22 protein-coding genes are annotated in these 24,849 nt (G+C 72.5%); 7 read left to right on the top strand and 15 right to left on the bottom strand.

The features are described 5' to 3' along the window. Nucleotides 1–4: 4 nt before the first annotated feature. The gene (locus NP064_RS01895) at nt 5–1,834 is read right to left on the bottom strand and encodes a hypothetical protein (protein WP_227568207.1); all 1,830 of its coding nucleotides are present in this window, start codon (nt 1,832–1,834) and stop codon (nt 5–7) included. 217 nt (nt 1,835–2,051) lie between these two features. On the opposite strand from NP064_RS01895, the gene NP064_RS01890 reads away from it, so the two are divergent. Together NP064_RS01890 and NP064_RS01885 are read left to right on the top strand one after the other, a co-directional pair. Next, nucleotides 2,052–2,672: a hypothetical protein gene (locus tag NP064_RS01890; RefSeq protein ID WP_227568208.1), complete on the top strand. Its 621-nt coding sequence runs from the start codon at nt 2,052–2,054 to the stop codon at nt 2,670–2,672. A gap of 5 nt (nt 2,673–2,677) precedes the next feature. Further along, entirely contained in the window at nt 2,678–3,265 is a 588-nt protein-coding gene (locus NP064_RS01885) for an OmpA family protein (protein WP_227568209.1), read from the top strand. 44 nt (nt 3,266–3,309) lie between these two features. Here the strand turns inward: NP064_RS01885 and NP064_RS01880 are convergent, their stop codons facing one another. The 4 genes from NP064_RS01880 to NP064_RS01865 all read right to left on the bottom strand — a co-directional run bounded on the left by NP064_RS01880 (nt 3,310) and on the right by NP064_RS01865 (nt 9,785). Next, nucleotides 3,310–3,765: an iron chaperone gene (locus NP064_RS01880; protein ID WP_227568210.1), complete on the bottom strand. Its 456-nt coding sequence runs from the start codon at nt 3,763–3,765 to the stop codon at nt 3,310–3,312. Nucleotides 3,766–3,876: 111 nt separating this feature from the next. Next, nucleotides 3,877–4,791, bottom strand: a complete 915-nt coding sequence (locus NP064_RS01875; RefSeq protein ID WP_227568211.1) for a DUF1444 domain-containing protein — start codon at nt 4,789–4,791, stop codon at nt 3,877–3,879. Between the two features lie 156 nt (nt 4,792–4,947). Then, nucleotides 4,948–7,005, bottom strand: a complete 2,058-nt coding sequence (locus NP064_RS01870) for a YhgE/Pip family protein (RefSeq protein ID WP_227568212.1) — start codon at nt 7,003–7,005, stop codon at nt 4,948–4,950. Then, entirely contained in the window at nt 7,002–9,785 is a 2,784-nt protein-coding gene (locus tag NP064_RS01865; protein WP_227568213.1) for an MMPL family transporter, read from the bottom strand. Before NP064_RS01865 ends, NP064_RS01870 begins: the two co-directional genes overlap by 4 nt. A gap of 140 nt (nt 9,786–9,925) precedes the next feature. Between NP064_RS01865 and NP064_RS01860 the strand changes: the two genes are divergently transcribed. Both NP064_RS01860 and NP064_RS01855 read left to right on the top strand, forming a co-directional pair. Beyond that, nucleotides 9,926–10,597, top strand: a complete 672-nt coding sequence (locus NP064_RS01860; protein WP_227568214.1) for a TetR/AcrR family transcriptional regulator — start codon at nt 9,926–9,928, stop codon at nt 10,595–10,597. Nucleotides 10,598–10,721: 124 nt separating this feature from the next. Continuing rightward, entirely contained in the window at nt 10,722–11,729 is a 1,008-nt protein-coding gene (locus NP064_RS01855; protein ID WP_227568215.1) for an NAD-dependent epimerase/dehydratase family protein, read from the top strand. A 64-nt stretch (nt 11,730–11,793) separates the two neighbouring features. On the opposite strand, the gene NP064_RS01850 is transcribed toward NP064_RS01855, so the two are convergent. Further along, nucleotides 11,794–13,470, bottom strand: a complete 1,677-nt coding sequence (locus NP064_RS01850) for an FAD-binding protein (RefSeq protein ID WP_227568220.1) — start codon at nt 13,468–13,470, stop codon at nt 11,794–11,796. 126 nt (nt 13,471–13,596) lie between these two features. On the opposite strand from NP064_RS01850, the gene NP064_RS01845 reads away from it, so the two are divergent. Further along, nucleotides 13,597–14,214 (top strand): TetR/AcrR family transcriptional regulator, encoded by a 618-nt coding sequence (locus tag NP064_RS01845; protein WP_227568221.1) that lies wholly within the window; start codon nt 13,597–13,599, stop codon nt 14,212–14,214. A gap of 101 nt (nt 14,215–14,315) precedes the next feature. Here the strand turns inward: NP064_RS01845 and NP064_RS01840 are convergent, their stop codons facing one another. The 9 genes from NP064_RS01840 to NP064_RS01800 all read right to left on the bottom strand — a co-directional run bounded on the left by NP064_RS01840 (nt 14,316) and on the right by NP064_RS01800 (nt 23,798). Beyond that, nucleotides 14,316–15,266 carry a DUF5692 family protein gene (locus NP064_RS01840; protein ID WP_227568222.1) on the bottom strand — a complete coding sequence of 317 codons (951 nt, stop codon included), beginning with the start codon at nt 15,264–15,266 and terminating at the stop codon, nt 14,316–14,318. A gap of 4 nt (nt 15,267–15,270) precedes the next feature. Next, nucleotides 15,271–15,915, bottom strand: a complete 645-nt coding sequence (locus NP064_RS01835) for a TetR/AcrR family transcriptional regulator (RefSeq protein WP_227568223.1) — start codon at nt 15,913–15,915, stop codon at nt 15,271–15,273. A gap of 193 nt (nt 15,916–16,108) precedes the next feature. Continuing rightward, on the bottom strand, nt 16,109–17,128 hold the full coding sequence (locus NP064_RS01830; RefSeq protein WP_227568224.1) for a DUF4432 family protein: 1,020 nt from the start codon (nt 17,126–17,128) through the stop codon (nt 16,109–16,111). Beyond that, a complete protein-coding gene (locus tag NP064_RS01825; RefSeq protein WP_227568225.1) occupies nt 17,128–18,153 on the bottom strand; it encodes an ABC transporter permease in 1,026 nt (341 codons plus the stop codon). The genes NP064_RS01830 and NP064_RS01825 overlap by 1 nt, the downstream gene beginning before the upstream one ends. Beyond that, nucleotides 18,150–19,202, bottom strand: a complete 1,053-nt coding sequence (locus tag NP064_RS01820; protein WP_227568226.1) for an ABC transporter permease — start codon at nt 19,200–19,202, stop codon at nt 18,150–18,152. Before NP064_RS01820 ends, NP064_RS01825 begins: the two co-directional genes overlap by 4 nt. After that, nucleotides 19,195–20,715: a sugar ABC transporter ATP-binding protein gene (locus NP064_RS01815; RefSeq protein WP_227568227.1), complete on the bottom strand. Its 1,521-nt coding sequence runs from the start codon at nt 20,713–20,715 to the stop codon at nt 19,195–19,197. The genes NP064_RS01820 and NP064_RS01815 overlap by 8 nt, the downstream gene beginning before the upstream one ends. A 65-nt stretch (nt 20,716–20,780) precedes the next feature. Next, on the bottom strand, nt 20,781–21,809 hold the full coding sequence (locus NP064_RS01810) for a substrate-binding domain-containing protein (protein WP_227568228.1): 1,029 nt from the start codon (nt 21,807–21,809) through the stop codon (nt 20,781–20,783). A gap of 54 nt (nt 21,810–21,863) precedes the next feature. Beyond that, nucleotides 21,864–22,613, bottom strand: a complete 750-nt coding sequence (locus tag NP064_RS01805) for a cupin domain-containing protein (protein WP_227568229.1) — start codon at nt 22,611–22,613, stop codon at nt 21,864–21,866. Between the two features lie 192 nt (nt 22,614–22,805). Then, on the bottom strand, nt 22,806–23,798 hold the full coding sequence (locus NP064_RS01800; protein WP_227568230.1) for a LacI family DNA-binding transcriptional regulator: 993 nt from the start codon (nt 23,796–23,798) through the stop codon (nt 22,806–22,808). A gap of 244 nt (nt 23,799–24,042) precedes the next feature. Between NP064_RS01800 and NP064_RS01795 the strand changes: the two genes are divergently transcribed. Both NP064_RS01795 and NP064_RS01790 read left to right on the top strand, forming a co-directional pair. Further along, nucleotides 24,043–24,390, top strand: a complete 348-nt coding sequence (locus NP064_RS01795; RefSeq protein ID WP_308015324.1) for an ArsR/SmtB family transcription factor — start codon at nt 24,043–24,045, stop codon at nt 24,388–24,390. Next, nucleotides 24,387–24,845 carry an SRPBCC family protein gene (locus NP064_RS01790; RefSeq protein ID WP_227568232.1) on the top strand — a complete coding sequence of 153 codons (459 nt, stop codon included), beginning with the start codon at nt 24,387–24,389 and terminating at the stop codon, nt 24,843–24,845. The genes NP064_RS01795 and NP064_RS01790 overlap by 4 nt, the downstream gene beginning before the upstream one ends. The last annotated feature ends 4 nt before the right edge of the window (nt 24,846–24,849 follow it).

Raw genomic sequence — 24,849 nt, 5'->3', positions numbered from 1 at the left:
CAGCTCACCCCGAGATCGTGATGTCCATCAGGCCCTGGACGTCGTCCAGCAGCGACGCGCGCGCCAGCACGCCTGAGCCGTCTCCGCTGTGGTGCAGCGCGACCGGTCGCAGCGTGGCGGTGTGGACCCAGATCGAGCCGGAGTCGCCCGGTTGGCTGACCAGCTCGTTGAAATCGGGGTCGGTCTCCAGCGTGAGCTGGTCGATGCTCCACGAGGCCAGGCCGTGCCCCAGCGGCGCGAATCCGGTCATGATGGCGTGGGTGAGGCCGGTGCGGGCTCCCGACTTGTGCACCTTGCGCTGCGGGTCGCTGGCCGGCAGCACCATGATGGCGTCGAGCTCGGCCCGGGTCATCACCGGCGCCGTGAGGGTGATGTCCCCGTCCAGCGCGGTCACGGCGTTCTGCGAGTCCTCATTCGACTGCGCGTCCAAGGTCGTCAGGAACGCGAGCGCGCGGTCGGTGTCGATGACGCACAGCGCCGCGTCCACGTCGTCACGCCGCACGCGGCCCAGCGTGCCGATCACCAGGTCCTCGTCCTGGTAGGCGACGTCCGCCGCCTCGACCAGGGCGCCCGCGATCAGCAGCAGCAACGCGATGATGAGCAGCAGGACCTTCCACCAGGGGTCGTCGAACGGGATCGGCCCGTACTGCCCGGGGAAGGGGGCACGCGGGGTGACGGTGTACGAGAACTTGGTGGGGAAGGCGTAGAACGGGTCGTCGCAGCGCCCACCGCCCGGGTCGCGCGGGCCTCCGTTCCCGTCGCAGTGATGCCCGGCGCCGGGCCGGCTGGCGCAGGCGCACTCGAGGATCTCCCGGATGAGGCACGGGTCCACGGGGCGCCCGTCGAGCAGCGCCTGGAGCGCTCGACGCAGCAGGTCGCGCTGCTCGACGGATGCCGCGCTGCCCGCCACAGCTCGGGTTCCCGCCGTGGAGCCACGGCGCGGCGGCGGGCAGTCTCGGCGGGCCTTGCGGCCGTTGACCTGGTCGAGGGCGAACTCGCGCAGCCGCATCCGCAGCGTGCCCTCCTGCACCCGCGAGACGATCTCGCCGGTGGCCGGGTCCACCGAGGTGCGGCTCACGAAGATCTGCGTGCGGACCCGTCGGGCGGGGTGGCCGGCGTCCGCCATGCCGGCCAGGTTGCGGCAGACCAGCTCCACCTCGTGCTTGCGAGGCGCCGCGTCCCGCACGTCCACCTTGAAGTACACGGTCTTCCCGGCGCCGGGGACCAACGGGCCCAGCACCATGCCCGTGCCGAGCTGGCGCTGGCCGAGCGAGGCGAGCTCGGCCTGCGACCACGAGTCGAGGATCCGCACGCCGCGCATCGCCAGGTCGCTGCGGCTGCCCGCCGAGATGTCCAGCACGTGCGTGTCGGTGAACGGCAGCCCCCACCGGTTGATGACGCGGACGCCCATCAGGTAGACGCCCAGCGCCGCCTCGAAGATCCCGTCCGGCATCTCGAACAGGTCGTCGGGACGCACCGCGTACGGGCGGTACGGCGCCTCGAACAGCGTGCCTCCGAGGTATCGGGCGTCCCAGCGGAGGTCGCGGAAGTCCGGGGTGGGCAGCGGGTCCTCCGCGCCGATCGTCGCCCGGACGTCCACCCGGTCCAGGCCCGGGTCGATCATCATGTCCGAGGGCTTCCACGTCGCCGACGCGTTCTCCCGGTGCTCCGCGACCAGCGCCCACGCGGCGCCGTCGGCGGTGACCTGCGACCCGACGTCCCCCGGGTACGCGCCGGAGCCGCTCGCGGCGCCCTCGACGCGGTAGCGGTTCTCCCACGTGTGGACCGCCTCGACGACGTGCAGGTCCCAGTGGCCGTACAGCTGGATGCTCACAGAGACCCCCCTCTGCGTGGCGGGAGGCCGCCCTCCGCGCGCACCGGCGCCGGCGCAGTGCCCGGCGTCTCCAGTGTCACCCCGCGGTGACGGCCGGGCGAGCGGCGGGCGGGGGCGCGCTCCGGCGCACGGGCAGGATCGCTCTCGGCGCTATATCGTTGCCGGTCAACCCGCACTTCTGGTCCTTCGTCGACCCCCGACCTTGGAGCCTGCCCGCATGTCGCACCGCACCACGCGCCTGCTCGCACCCGCCGCGCTCGTCGCCCTCCTGGCACTGAGCGGATGCACCAGCTCCGACGAGCCCGACGCCCCGGCTGGCAACCCCTCGGCGACGGCCGCCGCAGAGCAGCCCGCCGCCGCTGCTGCGACGACGTCGGCGTCGCTCGCCGAGCAGACCTTCGACGCCACGGCGGGCGATGACGTCTCGGGCGGCACGATCACCACCACGCTGCGCGCCCTGGAGGTCTCGGGCGAGGCGATGACACTGCGCTGGGCGGTGCGCTGGGACAACGACGACGCGCCCGACGACGCGACCACCCACATGTTCGACCTGGGCATCGAGAACATGCCCACGCTCACCGACCCGGTGAACCTCAAGCAGTACCGGCCCCTGTGCGCGGAGGGATCCTGGCAGGGCGAGCTGGCCGACCTGCTCGCGTGCCAGAACTCGGCCCTGGTGTCGCCGAGCGAGACCGTCTTCTTCAAGTTCCCCAACCACGCGACGGTCGAGGCGTGGGCGGTGTTCCCCGCACCGCAGGACGACGACGCCGTATTCGAGGTGCTGATCGCCGAGGGGTGGCCGGCGTTCTCGGGCGTCCGCGCCACCACGGCGCCGTGAACGCGATGAGCCGAACCGGACGGCTCCTCACCGTTCCCGCCCTCGCGGCTGTGCTGGTGGCCCCGTGGGCTCTGCCCGCTGCCGCCGCCGACCAGGACGACGACCTCGCCCGGCTGGAGGCCACCGAGATCACCCCTGCGATGCTCGCGGACGCCGTCGTGGAGCTCGACCCCGCCGACGCCGTCTTCACGTTGACCACCACGGTGATCGGCCTGGAGAGGACACAGGAGCAGGCGGGCACGTCGGTGGTGACCCTCACCTCGGACCTCCTCTTCGACTTCGGAGAGTCCGAGCTCACGCCTGCCTCCGCCGCAGCCCTGGCCGAGCTCGCGCAGGCGATCACACCTGGCGCCGCGGTCGCGGTCGACGGGCACACGGACTCCGTGAGCGGGGACGACGTGAACGTGCCGCTGTCGCAGGCGCGGGCCCAGGCGGTGGCGGACGTCCTGGCGGCCACCCGACCCGACCTGGTGCTGACGGTGACCGGCCACGGCAGTGCCGTCCCGGTGGCGCCCAACACCGCGGAGGGCGCCGACAACCCGGCGGGCCGGGCGCAGAACCGGCGGGTCGAGCTGACGTACGCGACCGCCTAGCCCTGCCGGGCGCGGGAGGGCCGGCCAGGGCTGCGCGCCACCGATCACGTGACTGCGTGCTTCACCAACGCTCCGAGCTTCTCCAACGCGGCATCCGTCGGCGCGAGCAACGCGAAGGACGTGGGCCAGGCGCCACTGTCATCGTCGAGCCCGGCCTGCACGCTGAACCCGAACGTCGAGTAGCGCTCCTTGTCCATCTGTCCGCTGCGGAAGAAGCACAGCACCTTCCCATCGCGCGCGTACCCGGGCTGCCCGTAGTACAGCTTCGGCGCGAGCTCCGGCGCCGCTGTCGTCACGATCGAGTGCACCCGCTCTGCCAGCGCGCGGTCCTCCTCGGGCATCTCCGCGATCTTCGCGAGCACATCCGCCTCGTCCGCAGCCGCCTTGTCCGCGTTGCGCGTGCGTCGCGCCTCCGCCTTGAGCTCCGCGGCCCGCTCCTTCATCGCCGCGCGCTCCTGCGCCGAGAATCCATCAACTGACGTCGCGCCCTTGCCTGTCATCCGACACTCCTCTCTCGACCGAGTGGTGAGACCCACATTAGGAGCGAGCATCAGAGGCGTGCTTCTCGATTCCTGACCGCCCGCGGGCCGACGCGCGCGGCCCCGCTGCGGCTACGCGCCCTCGATCAGCCCCAGCTCGGCGAGCGCCTGGCCGAACAACCCGGTCGCGTCGACCGACGCGCCGCCGTTCTCGTCGCGCCTGGTGACCTGCTCGATGGCCCCGTCACGCCAGAAGAACACCTCGCGGGTCAGGCCTCCGGGACGCTCGTATTGGTCGGCGGCCATGCCGATCATGGCGCTCATGGCGGAGATCGCAGACACGCCCTCGACCGGGTGCACCGCGATCATGTCGCGGTTCGGCACGGCCACGAGCAGCCCGTGCGGCGGCCGTTCGATCCGGAAGTCGCCGGCCAGGACGTGCCCGAGCACGAGCAGGCGGCTGGCGTGGAAGTAGCCGCCGGTGCTCACGTGGATCGCGCCGCCGCCCTGGAGCGGGTACTCGCGGGCGTCCTCGGCGGTCAGCGCCCGCAGGTTGCGCAGGCCCGTCTCGCGGACCCACTGCCACCCGCCCAGCTCCTCGACCGTCTCCGCCCGGGTCAGTGTGTCCACATGGTTCGGGTGGTCCACCCCGACCACTGCCACGAGGTCGCCGACCACCTCGTCGCCGACCTCGAACGGCCCGGGGAGCGCGTCCCGGCCGAGGACGCGCAGGTACAGCCGGTCGCTCACCGTCGCCGGGTCGAGCGGGCCCTGCGTGAGCGCCTCCGCCAGCACGCCGGCGTGCCGGGCGAGCAGCTGGGGCCAGGCGCGCTCAGGCGCCTCGACGGCGATCGCGGCGACCTGGTCGAGGTGCGCCACCGCTCCCTCCATGGTCAGCAGCACCCCGTCGGCCAGCACGGTCTCCATGCCGGCCTCCGCGAAGGCCCGCTGGGCCGCCGCCCTGAACCGGGTCGCCTGCTGCACGGTGAACATCGGCAGGTGGGCGTCGGGCGCCCCGCCCTTCGCTCCTCGACCGAACCAGGCCACCAGCCGCCCCCTACGCGGGGCCGCCCCCGTCGATGACCTGCCGCGTGCCCGCGGTCCAGGTGAAGGGCTGGAACGTACCCCGAACCGGCCCGCCGGATGGCCGGTTCGGGGTGGGATTCACCTGACCTGACGCCAATCCGGCGGCCCGATGACCGGTCAGGCGTGTGCGGCGACCAGGTCGTGCGCTCGGGTCTTGCGGGCCCCGGCCACCGCCAGGCTCGTCGCCGCGATCGAGGCGGCGGTCCACACCAGCAGCACGGCGACGGCCCCACCGAGCCCGCCCGCGCCGTTCAGCACAGCGGCGAACGCGTCGACTCCGGCGCCCACGGGCAGCACGTCGCGCACCACCACCAGCACGTCGGGGACGGTGGCGATCACCGCTGCGACCAGCACCAGGAGGCCGATCAGCAGCGACAGCACGCGCCCGAGGTTCCCACCCAGCACCACGAGGGCCTGGTTCAGCGCCGTGAAGGCGAGCGCCGCCAGCGCCCCGACGAGCACCAGCCCGGCCAGCTCGCCGCCGGACGCGTCGAGCGTCACGCCCAGGACCACGCCGACCGCGGCTCCCTGCACCACAGCGAGCCCGGCGGGCGCCAGCAGGGTGCGCAGGGTCATGCTCAGCGCGGAGCGGGTCGAGCCGAGCACCCGGGCGGGCATCGACCGGAACACGAAGAACGTGGCGAGGGCGCCGAGCCACAGCGCGACGATGCCCACGGCGGGCCCGGTCCCGAACGAGCCGGAGCCCATGAGGCCGGGGGTGGTGACGGGCTGCGCCACCACCTCGGCGAGCGAGGCCCGCTCGGAGTCCGTGTACGTCGGCACCTGGCCGACGGCCGAGCTGAGACCATCGGCGAGCTCGGCGCCGCCGCCCGCGAGCTGGTCGACGCCGTCCCCGGCCTCGCCCAGCGCGTTGGCGAGGTCGTCGGCGCCGCCGGCGAGCTGCCCGGCTCCAGCGCTCAGCGTCGCGGCGCCACGGTCGAGCTGCTGCAGGCCATTGCGCAGCGCCGTCGTGCCGGCGGCGAGCTGGTCGGCGCCCGTGCTGGCCGCCGCGGCCCCCTGGGCGAGCGCCTGGGCGCCGCTCGCGGGCGTCGAGCCGGTGGCAGAGGACCCGGCGAGCTGCGCGATGCCACCGGTCAGGCCGGCCAGGCCGGTGCCCTGGGACGGGTCCCCGGCCAGCGCCGCCGTGCCCGCCGCGGCCTTCTGCGCGCCGTCCACGAGGGGAGCGAGCTGGGTGATCTGGGCGGTCAGCGCCTGACAGGTGGGATCGGCGGCGCCTGCCGCCCCGCACACCGTCGTCTGCTGCGCGGTGAGCGCGCCGACGTACTGGGCGATCCCGTCGGCCACCTGCCGCGAGCCGCTCGCCAGCGCGGCGGCCTGATCGGGCAGCCCGGTGGTGCTCTCCCGCAGGGCGGCGAGGCCACCGGCGAGCTGCTCGGCGCCGTCCGCGAGATCGGATGTCCCCGCGGCCAGGTCGGAGGCGCCCGTCGCGACCTGCCCGGCGCCCGTCGCGCTCTGCCGGACCCCGTTCGCGAGCTGCGCGGCGCCGTCGGCGGCGTCGCCTGCGCCCGAGGTGAGCTGGGCGGCGCCGTCGGCGAGCTGCCCGTTGCCGGCCTGCAGCGCGGCGAGCCCGTCCGCGAGTGACACCGCGCCGTCAGCTGCGGTGCCGAGCTGGTCGTGCAGCGTGGAGAACCCGACGAGCACGTTGTCCAGGTAGGTCTGGGTGAGCTGCTGGCCGAGCACGGTCGCGGCGGTGGCGGTGATGGCGCGGCTGATCGCGTCGTCCACCACGCGCCCGTCGTCAGCGGTGCGCACGTCGATCGTGGCCTGCCGGGCCTCGGACGCGTCACCGCTGAACGAGGTCGCCGCCGCCGAGAAGTCCTCCGGGATGGTGACGACGGCGACGTAGCGGCCCCCCTCGAGCCCGCTGGCAGCGTCGTCCTGGTCGGTGATCTCCCAGGTGTAGTTGGCCGCGGCGTCGCTGCCCACGAGGGCCGCGGCGAGCTGGCGGCCCAGCGGGACGATCTGGCCGTCGACCGTCACCGGCTCGTCGGCGTTCACGATGGCGGCGCGGACGGTGTCGAGCCGCTCCTGCGGCGACCACAGCCCCCACAGCAGCAGACCCACCACGGTCAGCGGGACCAGGATCACGCCGATGACGGCCAGTGCGTTGCGGCGCGTGCGGACGCCGGTGCGGATGCTCAGCGGTGCGCTCATCGGTGTGCTTCTCCCAGGGTGCGGGCGGCGCCGCTGGCGGGCGAGGGGGGTGGGGCGGTGGCGCCGAGGACGAGCACCTCGGCGTCGGTCGGCAGCAGGTCGTCGGCGCGCAGCGCGGTGGTCCCGAGCGCGAGGGCGACCGACGGCCGCCGTGCCGCCAGCACCTGCCGCAACCGGTCACGGACCGCCGGATCGGTGACAGCCTCGGCGCCGTCCAGGACCAGCAGGCGGGGGCGCTCGTCCAGCGCGGACCGCACCGCGTCGAGCGGCTCGGAGCGGAGGTTGACGTACCCGACGCGCGAGCGGACGGATCCCGACCGGATGGGCAGCGCGAGCCCGCAGACCTTGAGCAGGCCCGCGCTGGGGGCGATCCGCCCGGCGAGCATCAGCAGCAGCGCCGAGGTCGCGGCAGGGTCGTCGCCCTCGACCAGCAGCACCGTGCCCTGCGGCATCCGGAAGCTCACGTCCTGGCACAGCGGGTCACCGCCGGCCGGGCCGTCGAGGGTCAGGCCCTGCGCCGCGATCACGTCCGTGGAGCCCGGCTCGGGCCAGTCGGCCAGCTCGAGCTCGGCCCGCAGGCCCTCCCCCTCGACGTCGAAGGACGGCAGCAGGCGGTCCAGCCAGCGCGGCATCCACCACGCCTTGTCACCCAGCAGCATGAGGACCGCGGGGACGAACACCATGCGGACCACGAACGCGTCGACGAACACCCCGACGGCCAGCGCCAGGGCGATCGGCTTGATGTTGGAGTCGCCCTCGGGGACGAACGCGATGAAGACGCCGCACATGATGACGGCGGCCGCGGTGACGACCTTCGCGGAGCCGAGGAACCCGGTGGTCACGGCCCTGCGCGCGTCACCGGAGTGGACGTAGTCCTCGCGGATGCGGGAGACCAGGAACACCTCGTAGTCCATGGCCAGGCCGAACAGGATGCCCATCACCACGATGGGCATGAAGCTGATGACCGGCCCCTGGCGCACCACATGAAGCAGGTCCGCCGCGACGCCGTCCTCGAAGACGAGCGTCACCACGCCGAGCGCGGCGCCCACCGAGAGCAGGTAGCCGACCGTGGCCTTGACCGGCACCCACACGGACCGGAACACCATGGTGAGCAGCAGCAGCGACAAGCCGACCACCACGAGGGCGAACGGCAGCAGGGCGGCGCCGAGCTTCTCGGAGACGTCGATGCCGACGGCCGTGAAGCCCGTGACGGACAGGTCGACGCCGTACTCCTCGAGGAAGTGGTCGTGCAGGGCGCGGATCTCGTGGACCAGCTCGGAGGTCTCGACCGACTCGGGCGACCCCTCGGGCACGACCTGGATGATCCCGGTGTCGGCGCTCGCGTTGGGGGTGGCGAGGGCGATCTGCGCCACCCCGTCGAGCTCGGCGATCTCGTCGGCGAGGTCGTTCATGAGGCCGACGGGGTCGGTGCTGGTGACGATGCTGCCGGTGACGATGAGCGGGCCGTTAGCGCCGGGGCCGAAGTGCTCGGAGACCAGGTCGTAGGTGACGCGCGCGGAGGCCTCCTCGGGCAGGGCGCCCGCGTCGGGCAGGGCGAGCCGCAGGTTCATGGCGGGCAGCGTCAGCAGCCCGAGCGCGACGACGACCACGCCGATGGTGACGGCCGGGAACCGGGTGACGGTCCGGATCCAGCCGCTGAAGAAGCGGTTGTGATGCTCGGCGCCCTCAACCTCGACAGCATGCTCGGCACGGTCGGCACGGTCGGCACGGTCGGCACGGTCGGCACGGCGGGACGGCCGGGGCCGCAGCCGCTCCCCGGCGAACCCGAGCAGCGCCGGCATCAGGGTGAGGGAGACCAGCACCGTGATGCCGACCGCGACGGCGGCGGCCACGCCCATGGTGGTGAGGAAGGGGATGCCGGCGACGCCGAGCCCCACCAGCGCGATCATCACCGTGAGGCCCGCGAAGACGACCGCCGATCCGGCGGTCGCGACGGCTCGCGCCACGGACTCCTCGACGTCCAGGCCGTCGCGGAGCTGGTCGCGGTGCCGGGAGATGATGAACAGGGCGTAGTCGATGCCCACCGCCAGCCCGAGCATCAGTGCGAGCAGTGGCGTGGTGGAGTTGATCGGCATGACCGAGGTGGCCGCGAACACCAGCGCGAGCGCGGCGCCGACGCCCACGAGAGCGTTGATCAGCGGCATCCCGGCGGCGGCGAACGAGCCCAGCGTGATGACCAGCACGATGAGCGCGAACACCACGCCGAGGCCCTCGGTGACCGTCACCCCGGGGAACTCGGCGCTGAAGAGCTGCCCGCCCAGGGACGCCTGCGCGCCGTCGGGCAGGGCCGCGGCGAGATCCGCCGTGACCTGGGCCAGCTCGTCGCGGGTGTCGTCGGTGATGGTCTGGGATGAGCCATCGAGCATCACGGAGACCAGCGCGGCGCTCGCGTCCTCGTTGACGGCGCCGGTGACCGTCTCCCCGTAGGGCGAGACCACGGTGTTGACCTGGCCGACCTGGCCCAGCCGCTCGACCGCGCGCTCGACGGGCTCGCGGACCGCGGTGTCCTCGACGTCGGCGCCGTCGGGGGCGACCACCACGACCTGCGCGGTGGCGCCGCTGACCTGCGGGAAGGTCGATGCGAGGCGGGTGAGGGCTGCTTGTGACTCGGTGCCGGGGATCGTCACCTCGTCGTCGAGGCCCTTGTTGACCAGCACGCCGAAGCCCCCGACAACCACGAGGACGACGAGCCACGCGGCGACGACGAGCCGGCGGGAGCGGTACGCCCAGCGGCCGAGCTGGTACAGAGATGAGGACACACGGGCTCCTGGAGACGTCTCGCGGGATGGGGGAGGCCGCCGCTGGCCCCGATACATCAACGTATGCGATACATCGGTGTATCGCAAAGCGCGGGACCTGTGGGCCGTGGTCGCCTCCTCGCCGATGCGACGATGTACCCGTGAGCACCTCCGCCCCTGCCGACCCGCCGCCGCTCAGCGCCCGGCGCCAGCAGACCCGCGACCGGCTCCTGGACGCCGCGTACCAGATCCTCGCGGAGCACGGCATCGCCGGCGCCTCGATCGAGGCGGTGTGCGAGGCGGCAGGCTTCACGCGCGGGGCGTTCTACTCCAACTTCGACAGCAAGACCGAGCTGTTCCTCGCCCTCACCGAGCGCGAGCAGCGCCGACGCCTCGCCCAGCTCGAGAGCGACGCCGTGGCCGTCGCCGCCGAGGCCCGGGCCCATGGCCGCTCGCTGGACACCCAGCTGGTCGGCGAGGTGATCGCCGCGCTGCTCAGCGGGCAGCCCGACGACCGGCAGTGGCGGCTGATCAGCAACGAGTTCGAGCTCCTGGCCCTGCGCCAGCCCGAGGAGGCGGCGCGGTTCCTCCAGTTCGAGGAGCAGATCCTCGTCGAGCTCGCGGACGTGGTGGAGCGGCTCGCCACCTCGCTCGGCCTGCGCCTGGTCATCCCCGCCATCGACGCGACGCGCCTGTTCATGGCGGGCTACGCCGCGAGCACGCGGCAGGCCTACCTCCTGGGCCCCGGCGACCACGGCGCCACCGCCCGCGAGCTGGCCGCCCGGTGGCTGCCCGCGGTTGTCGAGCGCCTCATCGAGCCGCTCGAGGACTGAGCGCTCCCCCGCCGGGACACCGGGACGCCGGGAGCTCCGCCGCATCGTCGGCTGAGCCGGCCGGCCGCGTCAGCCCAGGGCGAAAGCGCTGCGCTCGTCGTCGCGCCGCTGCGATGCTCCCCGGATGAGGATCCTGGTGCTCGGTGGGACAGCCTGGCTCGGTCATCTCGTGGCCGCGACCGCACTCCGCGACGGCCATGACGTCACGTGCCTCGCCCGCGGCTCGGGGGCTCCTCCGAAGGCGCGCCTCGTCCATGCGGATCGCGACGAGGACGACACCCTCTCAGCGGTGGCCGGCGGCCGGTGGGACGTCGTGATCGACGTGGCGCGCCACCCCGGGCACGTGCGCCGCGCGGTGCGGGACCTCGAGCCCGTCACCGATCGCTACGTGCTGGTGTCGTCCGTCAACGTCTACGCATCGCACGAGGCCGTGGGCGCCGACGAGACCGCCGCCCTGCTCCCCCCGCTGCAGGCCGACCGCATGGCCGAGATGTCGGACTACGGCCCCGCGAAGGTCGCCTGCGAGCAGGCCGTCCTCGACGGCTTCGGCCCCGACCGCTCGGTCCTCGCGCGGGCAGGGCTCATCGGCGGGCCGGGAGACCCGACCGGGCGCACCGACTACTGGCCGTGGCGGTTCGCCCACCCCGCGGCGCCCGGCACAGTGCTCGTGCCGGCGGCGCCCGACCTGCCCACCGCGGTGATCGACGTACGCGACCTGGCAGCGTGGCTGGTGCGCTGCGGCGAGCAGTCCCTGAGCGGGGCCATCGACGTCATGGGGGCCTCGCTCTCCTTCCGCGAGCACCTGGAGGCAGCCCGTCAGGCGGCAGGCAGCGATGCCGTGGCGGTCGCCGCTCCGGAGTCCTGGTTGAAGGACCACGACGTCAACGAGTGGGCCGGCCCTCGCTCGATGCCCCTATGGCTGGCCGACCCCGTCTGGCGTGGCCTGAACACCCGCTCCACCGCGCGCGCCCGGGCCGCCGGGCTCACCCACCGGCCCCTGGTGGAGACCCTGCGTGACGGTATGCGCTGGCGCGCCGAGCAGGCCGAGGGCGCCGACGGCCGCGCAGGCCTGTCCGACGCCGACGAGCGCGAGCTGCTCGACCTGCTGGGCGAGGACGCGGCGCCGCTCTGAGGGGCAGAACGGCTCGCGGCCCCGGGGGCAGGTCGCCCGCCGGGGCCGCGAGCCGGAGCCGGTCCTAGTCCTGCGCCGCGCGCTCCGCTGCCGACCGCGTCGCCGCGTGCTGTCCGCCGATGTACCCGAAGGTCATCGCGGGGCCGATGGTCGAGCCGGGGCCCGGGTAGGTGTTGCCCATCACGGACGCCGACGTGTTGCCGGCCGCGTAGAGGCCCTCGATGACGGACCCGTCCTCGCGCAGCACGCGGGCGAACTCGTCCGTGAGCAGGCCGCCCTTGGTCCCGAGGTCGCCGGGGTAGATCTTGATGGCGTAGAACGGCGGCCTGCTGACCGCGCCCAGGTTCGGGTTGGGCTTGACCCGGGGGTCGCTGTAAACGCGGTCGTAGGCGCTGTCGCCGCGGTGGAAGTCCTCGTCCACGCCGGTGGCCGCGAACTGCGCGAACCGGCCGGCCGTGCGCCGCAGCCCGTCCTTGTCGATGCCCATCTTCTCGGCGAGCTCCTCGAGGGAGTCGGCCTTGGTCATGAAGCCGGACTCGAGGAGCTTCTTGGGCGTCATGCCGGGCAGGGCCATGCCGAACGGGTATCGCGAGCGGTGCCGCGAGTCGATGATCAGGTACGCGGGGATCGCGGGCGTCGTCGCGTTGCGCTCGTACTGGTGGTGGCCGGCGTCGACGTACGACTCGGACTCGTTCATGAACCGCTGCCCGCTCGAGTCGACGATGAAGCCGTGCGGCAGCGACCGCTCGGCGAGCAGGAACTGGGCGGATCCGTCGGGCTTGAGCACGGACGGGCCCCACCAGGCGTCGTCCATCAGGGCCAGGGCGGCGCCCGCCGCGATGCCCGCCTGCAGCACCTCACCGGTGTCGCCGGGGTTGGCGCTGGTCCAGGCCGTGGTGATGGGGTGCGGGTGGTGCTTCTGCCGCATCTCGTCGTTGTGGGCGAAGCCGCCGGCGGCGAGCATGACGCCGTTGCGGGCGCCGATCCGCATCCGCTCACCCTCGTGGTCGACCACGACCCCGACCACGGAGCCGTCCTCGACGATCAGCTCCGCCATGGGCGAGTCGAGCCAGATGGGGATGTCCCGCTGCAGCGCGAGGTGCAGCAGCTGGCCCATCAGGCTGTTGCCGAGCCCGACGAGCTTCTTGCCGAGCAGCCGGCTGCCGATGGTCTGGACACCCACCACGTTGGCGGCGGTGAGGAAGCCCTTCACGGTGCGCAGCGAGACGTTCATGGCCGCGACCTCGTAGGTGTGCACGGGCATGGGGATCAGCCCACGGATCTTCGCGCTCCACGGGCCGAGGGCGCGGATGTCCCACCGGGCGCCCTCGATGCCGCGTCCCACGGCCTTGCCGCCGGGCTTCTCCGGGTAGTAGTCGGCGTACCCCCGGCCGTAGACGAACCGGAAGCCGAGCCGTTGCAGGAAGGCCACCATCTCCGGGCCCTCGGTGAGGAAGGCGTGGCGCCGCTCGGGCGAGCTGGCAGGACCGACGTCGCCGATCACCTCGTCCATGTACGTCCGCGCGGCCTCGTAGGAGTCGGTGACCCCCGCCTCGCGCATGACGGGGTTGTTGGGCACCCACAGCCCTCCGCCGGACATCGCCGAGGAGCCGCCGTACAGGTCGGTGCTCTCCAGGACGAGCGGTTCCTTGCCGGACTCCTTGACCGCGAGCGCTGCTGTCATCGCCGCCGAGCCTGTGCCGACGACCACGACGTCGACGACCTTGTCGAACTTGCCCATCGCGCTTCTCCCTCGAAGTCGGACACACCGGATAACCGGACACCGGCGTCCACTTCAACGTAGTGGGGCATGACGGGCGCCGCCAGGGGTCGAATGTCCCGCCTTGCCCTCGGCTACGCTCACGGGGTGAACCAGCGGCGGGACGCCCAGCGCAACCGGGCCCGCCTCATCGCCGCCGCCGCGGAGGTGTTCCGCGAGGAGGGCGCCGCCGCCCCCCTGGACCTCGTCGCCCGACGCGCCGACGTCGGCCGCGGAACCCTCTACCGCCACTTCCCCGACCGCGGGGCCCTGATCGCCTCCGTGCTCGAGATGCGGGTCGACGCGCTCGAGCAGTACGCCCGCGACTACCCGGGCGACGACCTCCTCGAGCACCTGCTGACCGAGATCTACGGGTTGCAGCTCGACGCGCCCGGGCTCATCACGGCCGTCCGGACCTCCGCCGCCCCCCCGGAGCCGCTCGAGTCGATGCTGCAGCGCACCGGCGCCCTGCTCAGAAGCGCGTTCACCCGCGCCCGCGCCGCGCGCGTCATCCGCGAGGACGCGACGGAGGCCGACGTCATGCTGGCCATCGCGATGCTCGACGGGGCCGTCGCCGCCCGCTCCCGGATGCCGGACGACGCCTCTGTCGAGCCCGCCCTCGCGATCGTGCTGCGCGGGCTGCGCAGCGCGGCCCGGTTGGGCGCCCCCATCCCCACCGCCTCGCTCCGGCTGCCGACCGCCCAGGATCTCGACCCCGGCGCCTGACCTGGAGCGGCCGATCCGCACGGCCCCAGGGGCCACCGGCAGACGGCGTGACGCGCGAAGGGGCCCGCCGCGCGGCGGACCCCTTCGCACGTCGGTCAGGCTCAGACGTCGGCCGTGACCGCCTCGGCCTTCGGCTGCGGGTTGGCCGCCGCGACCTTCTGGTACGCGGGCAGGTCCGTCCAGAGCTCGTCCTTGAGCGGGTTGAGCCGCCGGGCGACGATGCGGCGCACCTGGTACACCGCCACCGCCACGTTCACCACCAAGGAGATCGCGCTCACGACGAACAGCGCCTTCGGGTCGTGCGACGAGTCGACCGCGAACTTCGAGTCCGAGACGAACGCCGGCACGGCCATCGTGAACATCATCCAGAACGCGAGCGTGTGCGCGCGGTGCTGCAGCCACGCGCCGCGCTTGATGAAGAACGCGGGGATGGTGCACGAGACCAGCAGCGCGCCACCGGCATAGAACGCGTGGTCGCCCACGCAGTTGTAGACGTACGCGAAGTTCCACAGGTCGTACGCGATGATCCAGAACCAGACCATGTCCGGCCACACCATGTCGCGCTTCTTGTCCTGGCTGATCACAATGCCGGCCCACCCGCAGATGGTCAGCAGGTTGAGCAGCCCCGCGATGCCGTTCATGACGTTCCACGGGCCGCCGACCATCATCACGCCGTCGACCATGCCGTTCATCGACGTGACCTCGAAGTCGCGGATGACGGCCTCGAGGATGTTGATGGCCAGAATCGCGGCGGGGAACATCAGCGCGTACTTGTTGCGTGCGATGCGCGGGTAGTAGCGGAGAAGCATGAAGCCGATGCAGCCCGCCAGGGCCGAGTACACCTTGACCCAGTGGAACCAGCTGCCGGTGCTGGACCCCTCGCCCGCGGTGTTCGGCCACACGAAGATCGTGAGGACCACCGGCAGCACGATGAACAGCACGATGGCCGCGCGCTTGCTCGATCGCGCGATCTCGTTGGCGACCATGAGCGCCACGACGACCGCGACCCACATCAGCGCGGAATACCAGGGGATGGACTCGAACAAGAACATCGCTTCACTCGCCTTCGAGCTCGGGGGGATGGGGTGGCGCATCCCGCAGGGGCGGGCACGCCGCTCCCTGCGAGGACGGGGTGGGGGGATCGCTCGGATCGAGGTGCAGGGTCTGGCGGATGATGTCCATCAGGACGCGGTCGCTGACCTGCCCGTCAGACCCGGCGAGGCCGATCAGGCCGTGGATCAGCACGTAGAACGTCTCGGGGACGTGGTCGATCTTGATGCGGTGCCGCTGGGCGTAGGCCGCCACGGTGGTGTCCTGCAGGCACTCGACGAGCGCGCGCACGGCGCGGTCGACGAACCGGCTGTACAGCCGGGCGTCCTCGATGCGGGGCAGGGCGCCGGTCGGCGCGACGGGACCGAGGTGGCGGCGGAACACCGCGACGCAGTCCGCGAGCGCCTTGTCGATGTTGCCCACCTCGCGCTCGGAGTCCCAGCGCCGCAGGTCCTCGACGAACTCGTCGATGTGCCGGTCCAGGACCACCTCGACCAACGTGTCCTTGTCGGTCAGGTAGTGGTAGACGAGCCCGCGGGTGATCCCGGCCCGGGCGGCGACGTCCGCGATGGACGTGCGCCCGACCCCCTGCTCGGCGAAGAGCTCCCGTGCCGCGGCGATGATCGCCTCGCGCCGGTCGTCGGGGTCCATGACCGTCCGCGTGGCGCCTGATCCGCCCGTGCGTCCCACGATCCGCCGCCCCTCATGCGCGGCCGCGCCGTTCTCCCGGGGTCCGGGCGGGGGCCGTCAGGGACATCCAAGGGCCTATTGACGGTGCGTCAATGGGACCTTAGTCCAGCGTCCCCGCAGGTCAGGAGCGATGTTCACCCCATCGGCGCGGGAATCAGCGCCCGGCGCGAACCACCGTGGTGTAGCCGCGCGACTCTCCCGGGGCCAGCCACACGACCTCGCCGTCCTCCTCCGCCTGAGCGCGCCCGCCGTCGCGAGACGTCGACGGCTCGACCCCCAGGACGTTGACGCCCGGCTTCGCGTCACGCCACAGCACCAGCAGCGGCCACCCCTCGACACCCTGCTCGATCTGCGCCCAGGCGCCGTCGGGCGACATCACCATGACGCTGGCCGTGGGGCCAGGCTCAGGCGCGCAGTACAGGACCACCTCGGGCTCGGAGCTGTCGGCGCCCAGGTCCAGCGCCCACGGCAGCTCGCGCGGCTCCTCGCCAGGCTTGTCACGCTCGGCGAGTGGCTCGGCTGTCGCGGTCACCACCGTCCCGGGCCCGACCAGCGGGTACCCGAGGTTGAGGTGGTGGCGGAACATGTGGGCGGCAGGGCCGAATCCGTCGTTGGTGACGACGTCCTCGACACGCACCTCGGGCCGGTCCGTGCTGGCGACGATGCGCCGACGCAGGCGCAGGGTCGGCGCCCCCAGGGCGGTCTCGACCACGTCGCCCGTGACCTCCACGGCGAGGCCGTCGCCATCGGGGACCAGGCCCCAGCGCACGTTCTCGGCGGGGACGTGGCCCACCCGGCCGTGCAGCCCGTGATGCGTGCCGTCCACCGTGGACGGCGCCCCCGTCGAGGCCAGGCCGCACGTGCTCAGGAGGCCGCCGCCGAAGGTGCGGGTCCAGCCCGCGCCCTCGGGCTCGTGGCGCGAGGACTCCACAGGGCCCCGCGCAGAGCGCCACGCCAGCGGCAGGCCGGGCGCGTCAGCCCAGCCCAGGTCGAGCGCCCGGTCGAGCAGCACCTCGAACGAGATGCCCCGCGGGTTGCGGACCACGAGCACCGGGGCCCCCCGGCCGGGCCCCTCGTCGCGGACCAGGCGGTCCACCGAGACGAGCTGGTCGGGGGCACCCACGAGACGGCGCACGTCGTCGCCGATCGGGGCTGAGTCCGCTCCGAACCCCATCAGCCGGCTCCGCGCACCTCGGCGGCCGAGGACCGCCGGGCGCCGACCGCGATGGCGGCGATGAGCACCGCGCCGGTCAGCACGTACTGCCAGTACGACGCGACGCCCAGCAGGTTGAGCGCGTTGGCCAGCACCGCGAACAGGATGGACCCCACGACGGTGCCGAACATCGTGCCCCGGCCCCCGCGCAGCGCCGTGCCGCCGACCACGACCGCAGCGATCACGTTCATCTCGAAACCGGTGGCCATGTTGCCCTCGGCGGACGAGAGCCGCCCGGCCATGAACACCCCCGCCAGCGCGAAGCACACGCCGGCGACGACGAACACGACGACCTTGGCGCGGTTGACGGGCAGGCCCGCGAGCACGGCGGCCCGCTCGTTGGAGCCGAACGCTCGCACGGTCCGCCCGAAGTACGTGCGCTGCAGCAGCAGGAAAGTGAGCACCGCCAGCACCACGAACACCAGGAACGGCACCGGGAGCCACCCGAGCTTGCCGGTGGTGGTCGCCCGGAAGTTGCTCGACGTGATGGGCACGACCTTGCCGGAGGTCCAGATGAACGCGAGCCCCAAGAACAGGTACAGCGTGCCCAGCGTCGCGATGAACGGCGCGATCTTGACGTACGTCACGAGGAGCCCGTTGACCAGGCCCAGCACCGCGCCGATCAGCAGTGCGAGCGCGATGGCCCCACCGATGGTGGTGTGCGGCAGCACAGTCGCCACGGCGATCGAGCTGACGGCGATCACGCCCCCGACAGACAGGTCGAGCAGCCCACCGGCGATCAGGAGTGTCATGCCGCAGGCGGCCAGGCCGACGAACGACGCCTGGAACAGGACGTTCGACAGGTTGCCGGTGCCCCAGAAGGCGGGCTTCGCGAGCCCGACGGCCACGCAGAGCACGACGAGCACCGCCACGAGGTACTGCCGAGAGGCGAACTGCACGAGCGCCTGGCGGATGCCGGGACCGTCCTGGTCGGACGCAGGGCCCACGGGGCCGGGTGTCGTGGTGACGGTGTCGGTGGTGGTCACGAGAGCCTCCCTTCGAGCATGCGGCGGACTGCGGCACGCTGGGCGCCGTCGATGCTGAGCGCGAACACGAGGAGGGCGCCGAGCGCGACGTACTGGTAGAACGACGGGACGTTGAGCAGGTTGAGGCCGGAGTTGATCATCGTCAGCAGCAGCGCCGCGATGAACGTGCCCACGATGCGCGGCCGGCCGCCGGCCATGCTGGTGCCGCCGAGCACGACGATCGCGATGGCCTGGAGCTCCAGCCCGGAGGCGATCGAGCCGTTGACCACGCCCAGTTGGCTGGCCAGCAGCACCCCGCCGATGCCCGCGGAGGCGCCGGCGACCAGGTAGGCCGTCAGGAGCACGCGGTTCACGCTGATGCCGGTGTCGACCGCCGCCTCGGGGCTGCCGCCCACGGCCACGACGTGCTTGCCAAAGCGCATGCGGTCCAGCACGAACCACATGCCGACGCCGAGCAGGGCCGCCACCAGGAACGGCATCGGAATCCCCAGCACGGAGCTGGTCGCGACTGACTTGAAGCCGCCCGAGGCGATCATGATCGGGGCGCCGCCGGTGAACAGCAGCACGAGGCCCCGGAACACGCTCATGGTGCTGAGCGTCGCGACGAAGCCGGGCACCCGGAGCTGGGTGACCAGGAGGCCGTTGACGAGTCCAAGCCCCGCGCCCACCGCCACGCCGACGATCGCCCCGACCAGCGGGCCCGCGGAGTTGACCGCGGCCGCGGCGATGCAGGCGGCCAGCGCCTGCGCCGAGCCGACGGACAGGTCGATGCCGCGCACCGCGATCACGAGGGTCATGCCGTACCCGACGATCGCGAGGATCGCGGCGTTCACCAGCATGTTGGTGACATTCGAGGAGGAGGCGAAGTTCGGCACCACAGCGAGCCCCGCGACCAGCACGAGCAAGAAGGGGATGACGACGCCGGCGTTCTGCATCAGGCGCCGGCGGGAGTCCGCGCGGCGGGCCCGCTCGGCGGACCGGGCGCGCTCGTCGGCGACGAGCGCTGCGGTGGTGGTCGGGTCGACCGGGTTGACGGTGGTCTCAGACATGGGGGGCCTCCTGCGCGGTCTGGCCGACGGACGCACTGACGATGTTGTCCTCGGTCACGTCGCGGCCGTGCAGCTCGGCGACCTGTCGCCCGGCGAAGTACACGCTGCACCGGTCGGCGATCGCGGCGAGCTCGGGCGCGTCGGAGCTCGACACGACAACGGCGACCCCCGCGTCGGCGAGCTGCTTGATGAGCTGGTAGATGTCGACCTTCGCGCCGACGTCGACGCCTCGGGTGGGCTCGTTGAGCAGCAGCACCGAGCAGCCGGACAGCAGAGCACGGCCGAGCAGGACCTTCTGCTGGTTGCCGCCCGAGAGGTTGCCGATCAGCTGGCGTCCGTGCGGCACGCGGATGCGCATGTCCTCGCGGAGCTTGCTGAAGTTGGCGCGCTCGTCGCGGGCCATCGGCAGCAGGCGCTGCAGCAGCGGCAGCCCCGAGCGGTCACGCGAGACCATCGCGTTCTCGGTGACGTCCAGGTGAGGCAGGATGCCCTCGCCCTTGCGGTCCTCGCTGAGCATGAACACGCCGTTGCGGACGGCCTCGCGGCTGTTGCGCAGCCTCACGGGACGGCCGTCGACGTGCACCTGGCCACCAAGCGCGGCGAGGTCGCCGAACAGGGCCCGGGTCAGCTCGGTGCGGCCGGAGCCCACCAGGCCCGCGAGCCCGACGATCTCCCCGCCGCGGACGGACAGGGTGAAGGGCGACGCCACGCCGGGGACCTTGAGGTCGGTGACCTGCAGCCGCACCTCGGCCCCCGCCGCCTCGGAGCCGCTCGCCCGCTCGTACGCCTGCGGCTTGCGGCCCAGCATGTGCTCGACGAGGCGGGGCTCGTCGAGCTCGCCGGTGGGCGCCTGGGCGACCAGCTCGCCGTCGCGCAGCACAGCGACGTCATGACAGATCGTGAAGATCTCATCGAGGTGGTGCGAGACGTAGACGATCGCCTTGCCCTGCGCGGCGAGCCGGCTCACGATCCCGTGCAGCCGGGTGATCTCGGCGCCGTTGAGCGCCGCGGTGGGCTCGTCCATGATCAGCACGTCGAACTCGCGTGACAGCGCCCGGGCGATCTCGACCATCTGGCGGTCGCCCACGGTCAGTGACGACACCGGACGGTCGGGGTCGAGGTCCAGCCCGAGCTGCTCGAGCAGCTCAGCCGCGCGGGCGCGGGTGCGCGACCGGCTGACCACGCCACCGCTGGTCATCTCGTGGCCGAGGAAGACGTTGTCGGCGACGGAGAGCTGGGCCACCAGCCGGAACTCCTGGCTGACCACGCTGATCCCCGCGGCCTGGGAGTCCGCCGAGCTGCGGAAGGACCGGGGCTCGCCCTTGACCTTCACCTCGCCGCGGACCGGTTGCTCGATCCCGCCGAGGATCCGGATGAGCGTGCTCTTGCCGGCGCCGTTCTCACCGACGAGCCCAAGCACCTGCCCGGCCGCCAGCTCGAGCGACACGCCCTTGAGCGCCCGGACGCCCGGGTACTCCTGTACTACGTCGACGACCTGCAGCACCGCAGACATCGGGGTCCTTCCTCCGAGAGATCGCCGGGGCGAGGACGGCGTGCCGTCCTCGCCCCGGCGGTGGGTCACTTCTTCGCGGCGAGCGCGGTGCGGAACTCCGCGAGGTTGGCGGAGGTGACGATCTCCACCGGGAAGAACACCGTGCGTGTGGCGGCGTCGTCGTAACCGGCGTCGTCGCCCTCGAGCAGGGCGAGGATGGTCTCGACGGCCTTGATGCCCTGGCCGTACGGGTCCTGCGCGACCGTCGCGCTCATCAGGCCCTGCTCGATCAGGTCGAGGGCGCCGTCCGCGCCGTCAAAGCCGATGAGGATGAAGCCGTCCGCGACGGACTTGCCGGCGGTCTCCATGGCGCGCTGGGCCCCGATGGCCGAGTCGTCGTTGGCCGCGTAGATGACCTCGAGGTCAGGGTTGGCGGACAGCATGTCCTGGGCCGCCGCGAAACCGCCGTCGACGGTGTCGTTGCCGTCGAGGCTCGAGACGATCTCGAAGTTCTCGTGGTCGCCGAGGATCGAGACGAACTCGCTGACCCGCTCCTCGCCGACGACCGAGCCGGCGTGCAGCTCGATGACGCCGACCTTGTGCGGGCCGGGCGCCTCACCGAGCTGCTCGATGACGTACTCCGCGGCGAGGGCGCCGCCGTTCGCGTTGTTCGACTGGATGTAGGCGTCGTAGTCGCCGGCCACGCCGATGTCGGCGATGACCACGGGGATCTTGGCGTCGTGCGCCGCGTCGATGGTCGACGGCAGCGCGGAGGGCTGCACGGGCGTGACGATGAGGCCGGAGATGCCCTGGTTGATGAGGTCGAGGCTGCCGGAGACCTGCTGGCCCTGGTCGGACTTCTGGTCGACGACGACCACACCGACCCCTGCGGCCTCGGCGCCGGCCTTGACTCCGGCCGTGTACGACTGCCAGTAGGGGTTCTGCAGGTCGTAGACCGAGTAGCCGATGGTCAGCGGGTCCTTGGCCTCGAACTTCACGTCGGCGGCGGGCGCCGGCGAATTGGTGCTGCTGCTGTCGTCCGCGCCGCTGGCGCAGGCGGTGAGCATGAGGCCGGCGGTCGCGGCGAGCGCGACGGCACGAGTCAGGTTACGCACGGGGTGTCTCCTTTGACGGGTGGGGCAAATTCGGTGGGGCGCGGACCGGGCCGGTCAGCGGATGACGGTCGTGAGGCGACCGCTGTTGGCGGCCGGGGACACGAACGCGTTGTCGTGCAGGCCCGACCAGGACGGCAGCGGCGCCGGCTTGTCGTGGGCGTGCTCGGTGGGCTCGTGGCTGTAGGTCGAGACCTCTCGCACCACGAGGGGAACCGGAGAGTCGGCCGGGCACCGGAAGGCGTGCAGGTGCTTACGGTGCATGACGAACTTGGGATCGCCAGCGCGCAGGCGCGCATAGCTGGTGAGCTCGGCGTAGGAGTCCTCGCGCCCGGCGGCGAGGGCGACGCCCTCGGGCCACGGCTCGCCAGCGGGCATCGGGCTGAACGAGAGGACCTCCTCGTCGCCGACGGCGACGGGGGTGGGCGAGTAGAAGACCTCCATCTCGCCGAGGACGACCTCGTAGCTCTCCGTCTTGCGCTGGTGGAAGTGCGGAGGGCAGAACTTGCCCGGGTGCACGATCATCAGCTTGTCGCACAGGCCGCTGTACTCGGCGTGCGCGGCGCCCGCCGCGGGCAGGCCGTCCACGGCCGCCTCGTTGAGCGACTCGAAGATCACCATGAGCTCGTAGGGCTCGCGGGACCACAGGCCGTTCGTGAAGGCCTCATACTGGTCGTCGCCGAAGATGATGCCAGCGCTGTCGTTCACCATCTCCGGGGTAATGGGGTAGCGCAGCGCGCGGGCGAGGCTCGCCGCCTCGTTGAGCCACTCGTCGTACTCGCGACGGCTCACGTGGTCCCGGGTCACAGAATCCTCCGTTGGATCGTGCGGGTGCCTCGACGCGAGTGGCGTCATCGGCACAGGTGCGGCGCGGCGCGACTGGCGTTGAACCGGTTCACGCTGAACCGGTTCAAGACTGACTCGCACGCCGTCCGAAGTCAACTGAGGCAGGTCACAGTTCGGTGACGGCGCCGCGCGAACCGGGTCGGGCTGGACGAATCATCCGGGTGCGGGACCGCTCGATCCTCGGATCACCAGCTGGGGCTCGAACTCCACATGCTCACCGGGGGCCCGCTGGTCGGCGCGCAGCAGCAGCCCTGCGGCAGCGACCCCCATGTCATACGCGGGCTGCCGCACGGTGGTCAGAGGCGGGTTCAGGGCAGGCGCGAAGTCGGCGTCGTCGTACCCCACCAAGGCCACGTCCTGCGGCACGCGAAGCCCGCGCTCCTGCATCGCCAGCAGCGCGCCGAGCGCCAGCATGTCGTTGACGCACATCACCGCGCTGACGCTCCGGTCGTCCAGCAGCGGCGCGATCGCCGCCGCACCCTCCGAGACTGTCAGGTCGTCGACCACCACGTCGACGAGCACGTCGGCCTCGCCGAGGCCTCGCTCGGCCATCGCGGTCACCACGCCCGCACGGCGCTCGGCGCACCAGGAGACCGAGGACGGGCCGTTCACCAGCGCGATGCGCCGGTGCCCCAGGTCGAGCAGATGGCCCATGGCCAGCCGTGCCCCCTCGACGTTGTCCAGGCTCACCCATGCCCCCGCGGAGCCGGCCGCCTGCCGCTCGAGCGTCACCACGCCGAAGCGGCGATCCTCGAACGAGCCCCAGTCCGCCGCCCGGTCCACGATCGGCGCGATCACCAGGCCGTCGACGCCCTGGCTCTCAAGGACGTGCAGCACGTGCCGCTGACGCTCGGGGTCCTGGTGCGTGGACCCCACCACCATGGTCAGCCCGGCCCCGTCCGCCACCGTCTCCACGCCGCGCAGCATGGTCGCCCAGAACGGATTGCCCACGTCGGGCACGACTACGCCGATGAGCTCCGACCGTCGGCTGCGCAGCTGCCCTGCCGCGCGCGAGGGCACGAACCCCAGCGAGCGCATCGCCACCGTGACCCGGTCGCGCGTCTCCGGCCCGACACGCTCGGGGTGGTTCATCACGTTCGAGACGGTGCCGAGCGAGACGCCGGCCATCGCGGCGACATCCCGCACGCCGACCGAGCGTCCGGGTCGTTCCCACGCACCCGAGTCGGTGCCCATCGGCGTCGCGCCCCCGTCTGTCCGACATCACGGTCGTGTCCGTCGCGCGTCGCCTCCGCGCACGCCACGCCCCCGCTCCGCGCTCGGACGTCGGGGGACGGCCTCGGATACTACCGGCGGCACAGGCCCGCGACCGCGAGACCTCGCGCACCCGCACCGCCCGCGCTAGCCTGTAAGTGTTCGCTTACATAAGGAGATGATGACCGTGCGGGCCGCGGGCGATCCCCTGAGCCGGGTGTTCAGCGCCCTGGCCGACCCCACCCGCAGGGACATCCTCACGCGACTGGCCGAACGCCCGCTCACCGTGGGCGAGCTGGCAGAGCACTACCCGATCAGCAGGCCGGCCGTGTCCCAGCACCTGGCGGTCCTCGAGGCCGCCGGGCTGCTCACCCGCACGGTGGACGCGCAGTGGCGGGTGTGCGCCGCCCGCGAGGAGGGGCTCGACGACGCCTCCGCGTGGATCGCCCGCCACCGCGCCGACTGGACCGAGCGCTTCGACATCCTCGAGCAGCACCTCCGCTCACGCAGAGAGGACCAGCCATGATCGACATGACGCAGGGCTTCACCATCGTGCGCGACTTCGACGCCACCCCGCAGGACCTGTGGCAGGCATGGACCGACCCGGACGAGGCCGCCGCCTGGTGGCACCCGCGCGGCGTCCACACCCCACGCGAGACCGTCTCGATCGACGCGCGCGTCGGCGGGCGGTACGCGTACACGATGGTCGACGACGAGACGGGCGAGCGGTACCCCACCGGGGGTGTCTACCGCGAGGTCGAGGAGCCCCAGCGGCTCGCCTTCACCTGGGGACGCCCGGAGGCGGACCCCGACGACGCCCCGCTGATCACCGTGACCTTCGAGGCCGCGGGCTCGGGCACGCGCATGACGTTCGACCTGCGCGGCGTCGACCCCGCCCTCGAGGAGGCCGGCGTCCACGAGGGGTGGGGCAGCGCCCTCGACGAGCTCGCCGCGCACCTCGGCCAGCGGGCGGCGCGGTGACGGG

Origin of the sequence: Cellulomonas chengniuliangii (assembly GCF_024508335.1) — a bacterium.
GTDB lineage: Bacteria > Actinomycetota > Actinomycetes > Actinomycetales > Cellulomonadaceae > Cellulomonas_A > Cellulomonas_A chengniuliangii.
Note: the sequence above shows the minus strand (reverse complement) of the source record. Positions and strands in the feature narration are given on the sequence as shown.

Bases quoted from the DNA above. Each gene is read 5' to 3' on its own strand.
- NP064_RS01835 (WP_227568223.1), bottom strand. From the start codon at position 15,915: ATGGACCCCGACGACCGGCGCGAGGCGATCATCGCCGCGGCACGGGAG.
- NP064_RS01850 (WP_227568220.1), bottom strand. From the start codon at position 13,470: ATGGGCAAGTTCGACAAGGTCGTCGACGTCGTGGTCGTCGGCACAGGC.
- NP064_RS01795 (WP_308015324.1), top strand. From the start codon at position 24,043: ATGATGACCGTGCGGGCCGCGGGCGATCCCCTGAGCCGGGTGTTCAGC.
- NP064_RS01880 (WP_227568210.1), bottom strand. From the start codon at position 3,765: ATGACAGGCAAGGGCGCGACGTCAGTTGATGGATTCTCGGCGCAGGAG.
- NP064_RS01890 (WP_227568208.1), top strand. From the start codon at position 2,052: ATGTCGCACCGCACCACGCGCCTGCTCGCACCCGCCGCGCTCGTCGCC.
- NP064_RS01820 (WP_227568226.1), bottom strand. From the start codon at position 19,202: ATGTCTGAGACCACCGTCAACCCGGTCGACCCGACCACCACCGCAGCG.
- NP064_RS01885 (WP_227568209.1), top strand. From the start codon at position 2,678: ATGAGCCGAACCGGACGGCTCCTCACCGTTCCCGCCCTCGCGGCTGTG.
- NP064_RS01870 (WP_227568212.1), bottom strand. From the start codon at position 7,005: ATGAGCGCACCGCTGAGCATCCGCACCGGCGTCCGCACGCGCCGCAAC.
- NP064_RS01840 (WP_227568222.1), bottom strand. From the start codon at position 15,266: ATGTTCTTGTTCGAGTCCATCCCCTGGTATTCCGCGCTGATGTGGGTC.
- NP064_RS01815 (WP_227568227.1), bottom strand. From the start codon at position 20,715: ATGTCTGCGGTGCTGCAGGTCGTCGACGTAGTACAGGAGTACCCGGGC.
- NP064_RS01855 (WP_227568215.1), top strand. From the start codon at position 10,722: ATGAGGATCCTGGTGCTCGGTGGGACAGCCTGGCTCGGTCATCTCGTG.
- NP064_RS01790 (WP_227568232.1), top strand. From the start codon at position 24,387: ATGATCGACATGACGCAGGGCTTCACCATCGTGCGCGACTTCGACGCC.
- NP064_RS01830 (WP_227568224.1), bottom strand. From the start codon at position 17,128: ATGGGGTTCGGAGCGGACTCAGCCCCGATCGGCGACGACGTGCGCCGT.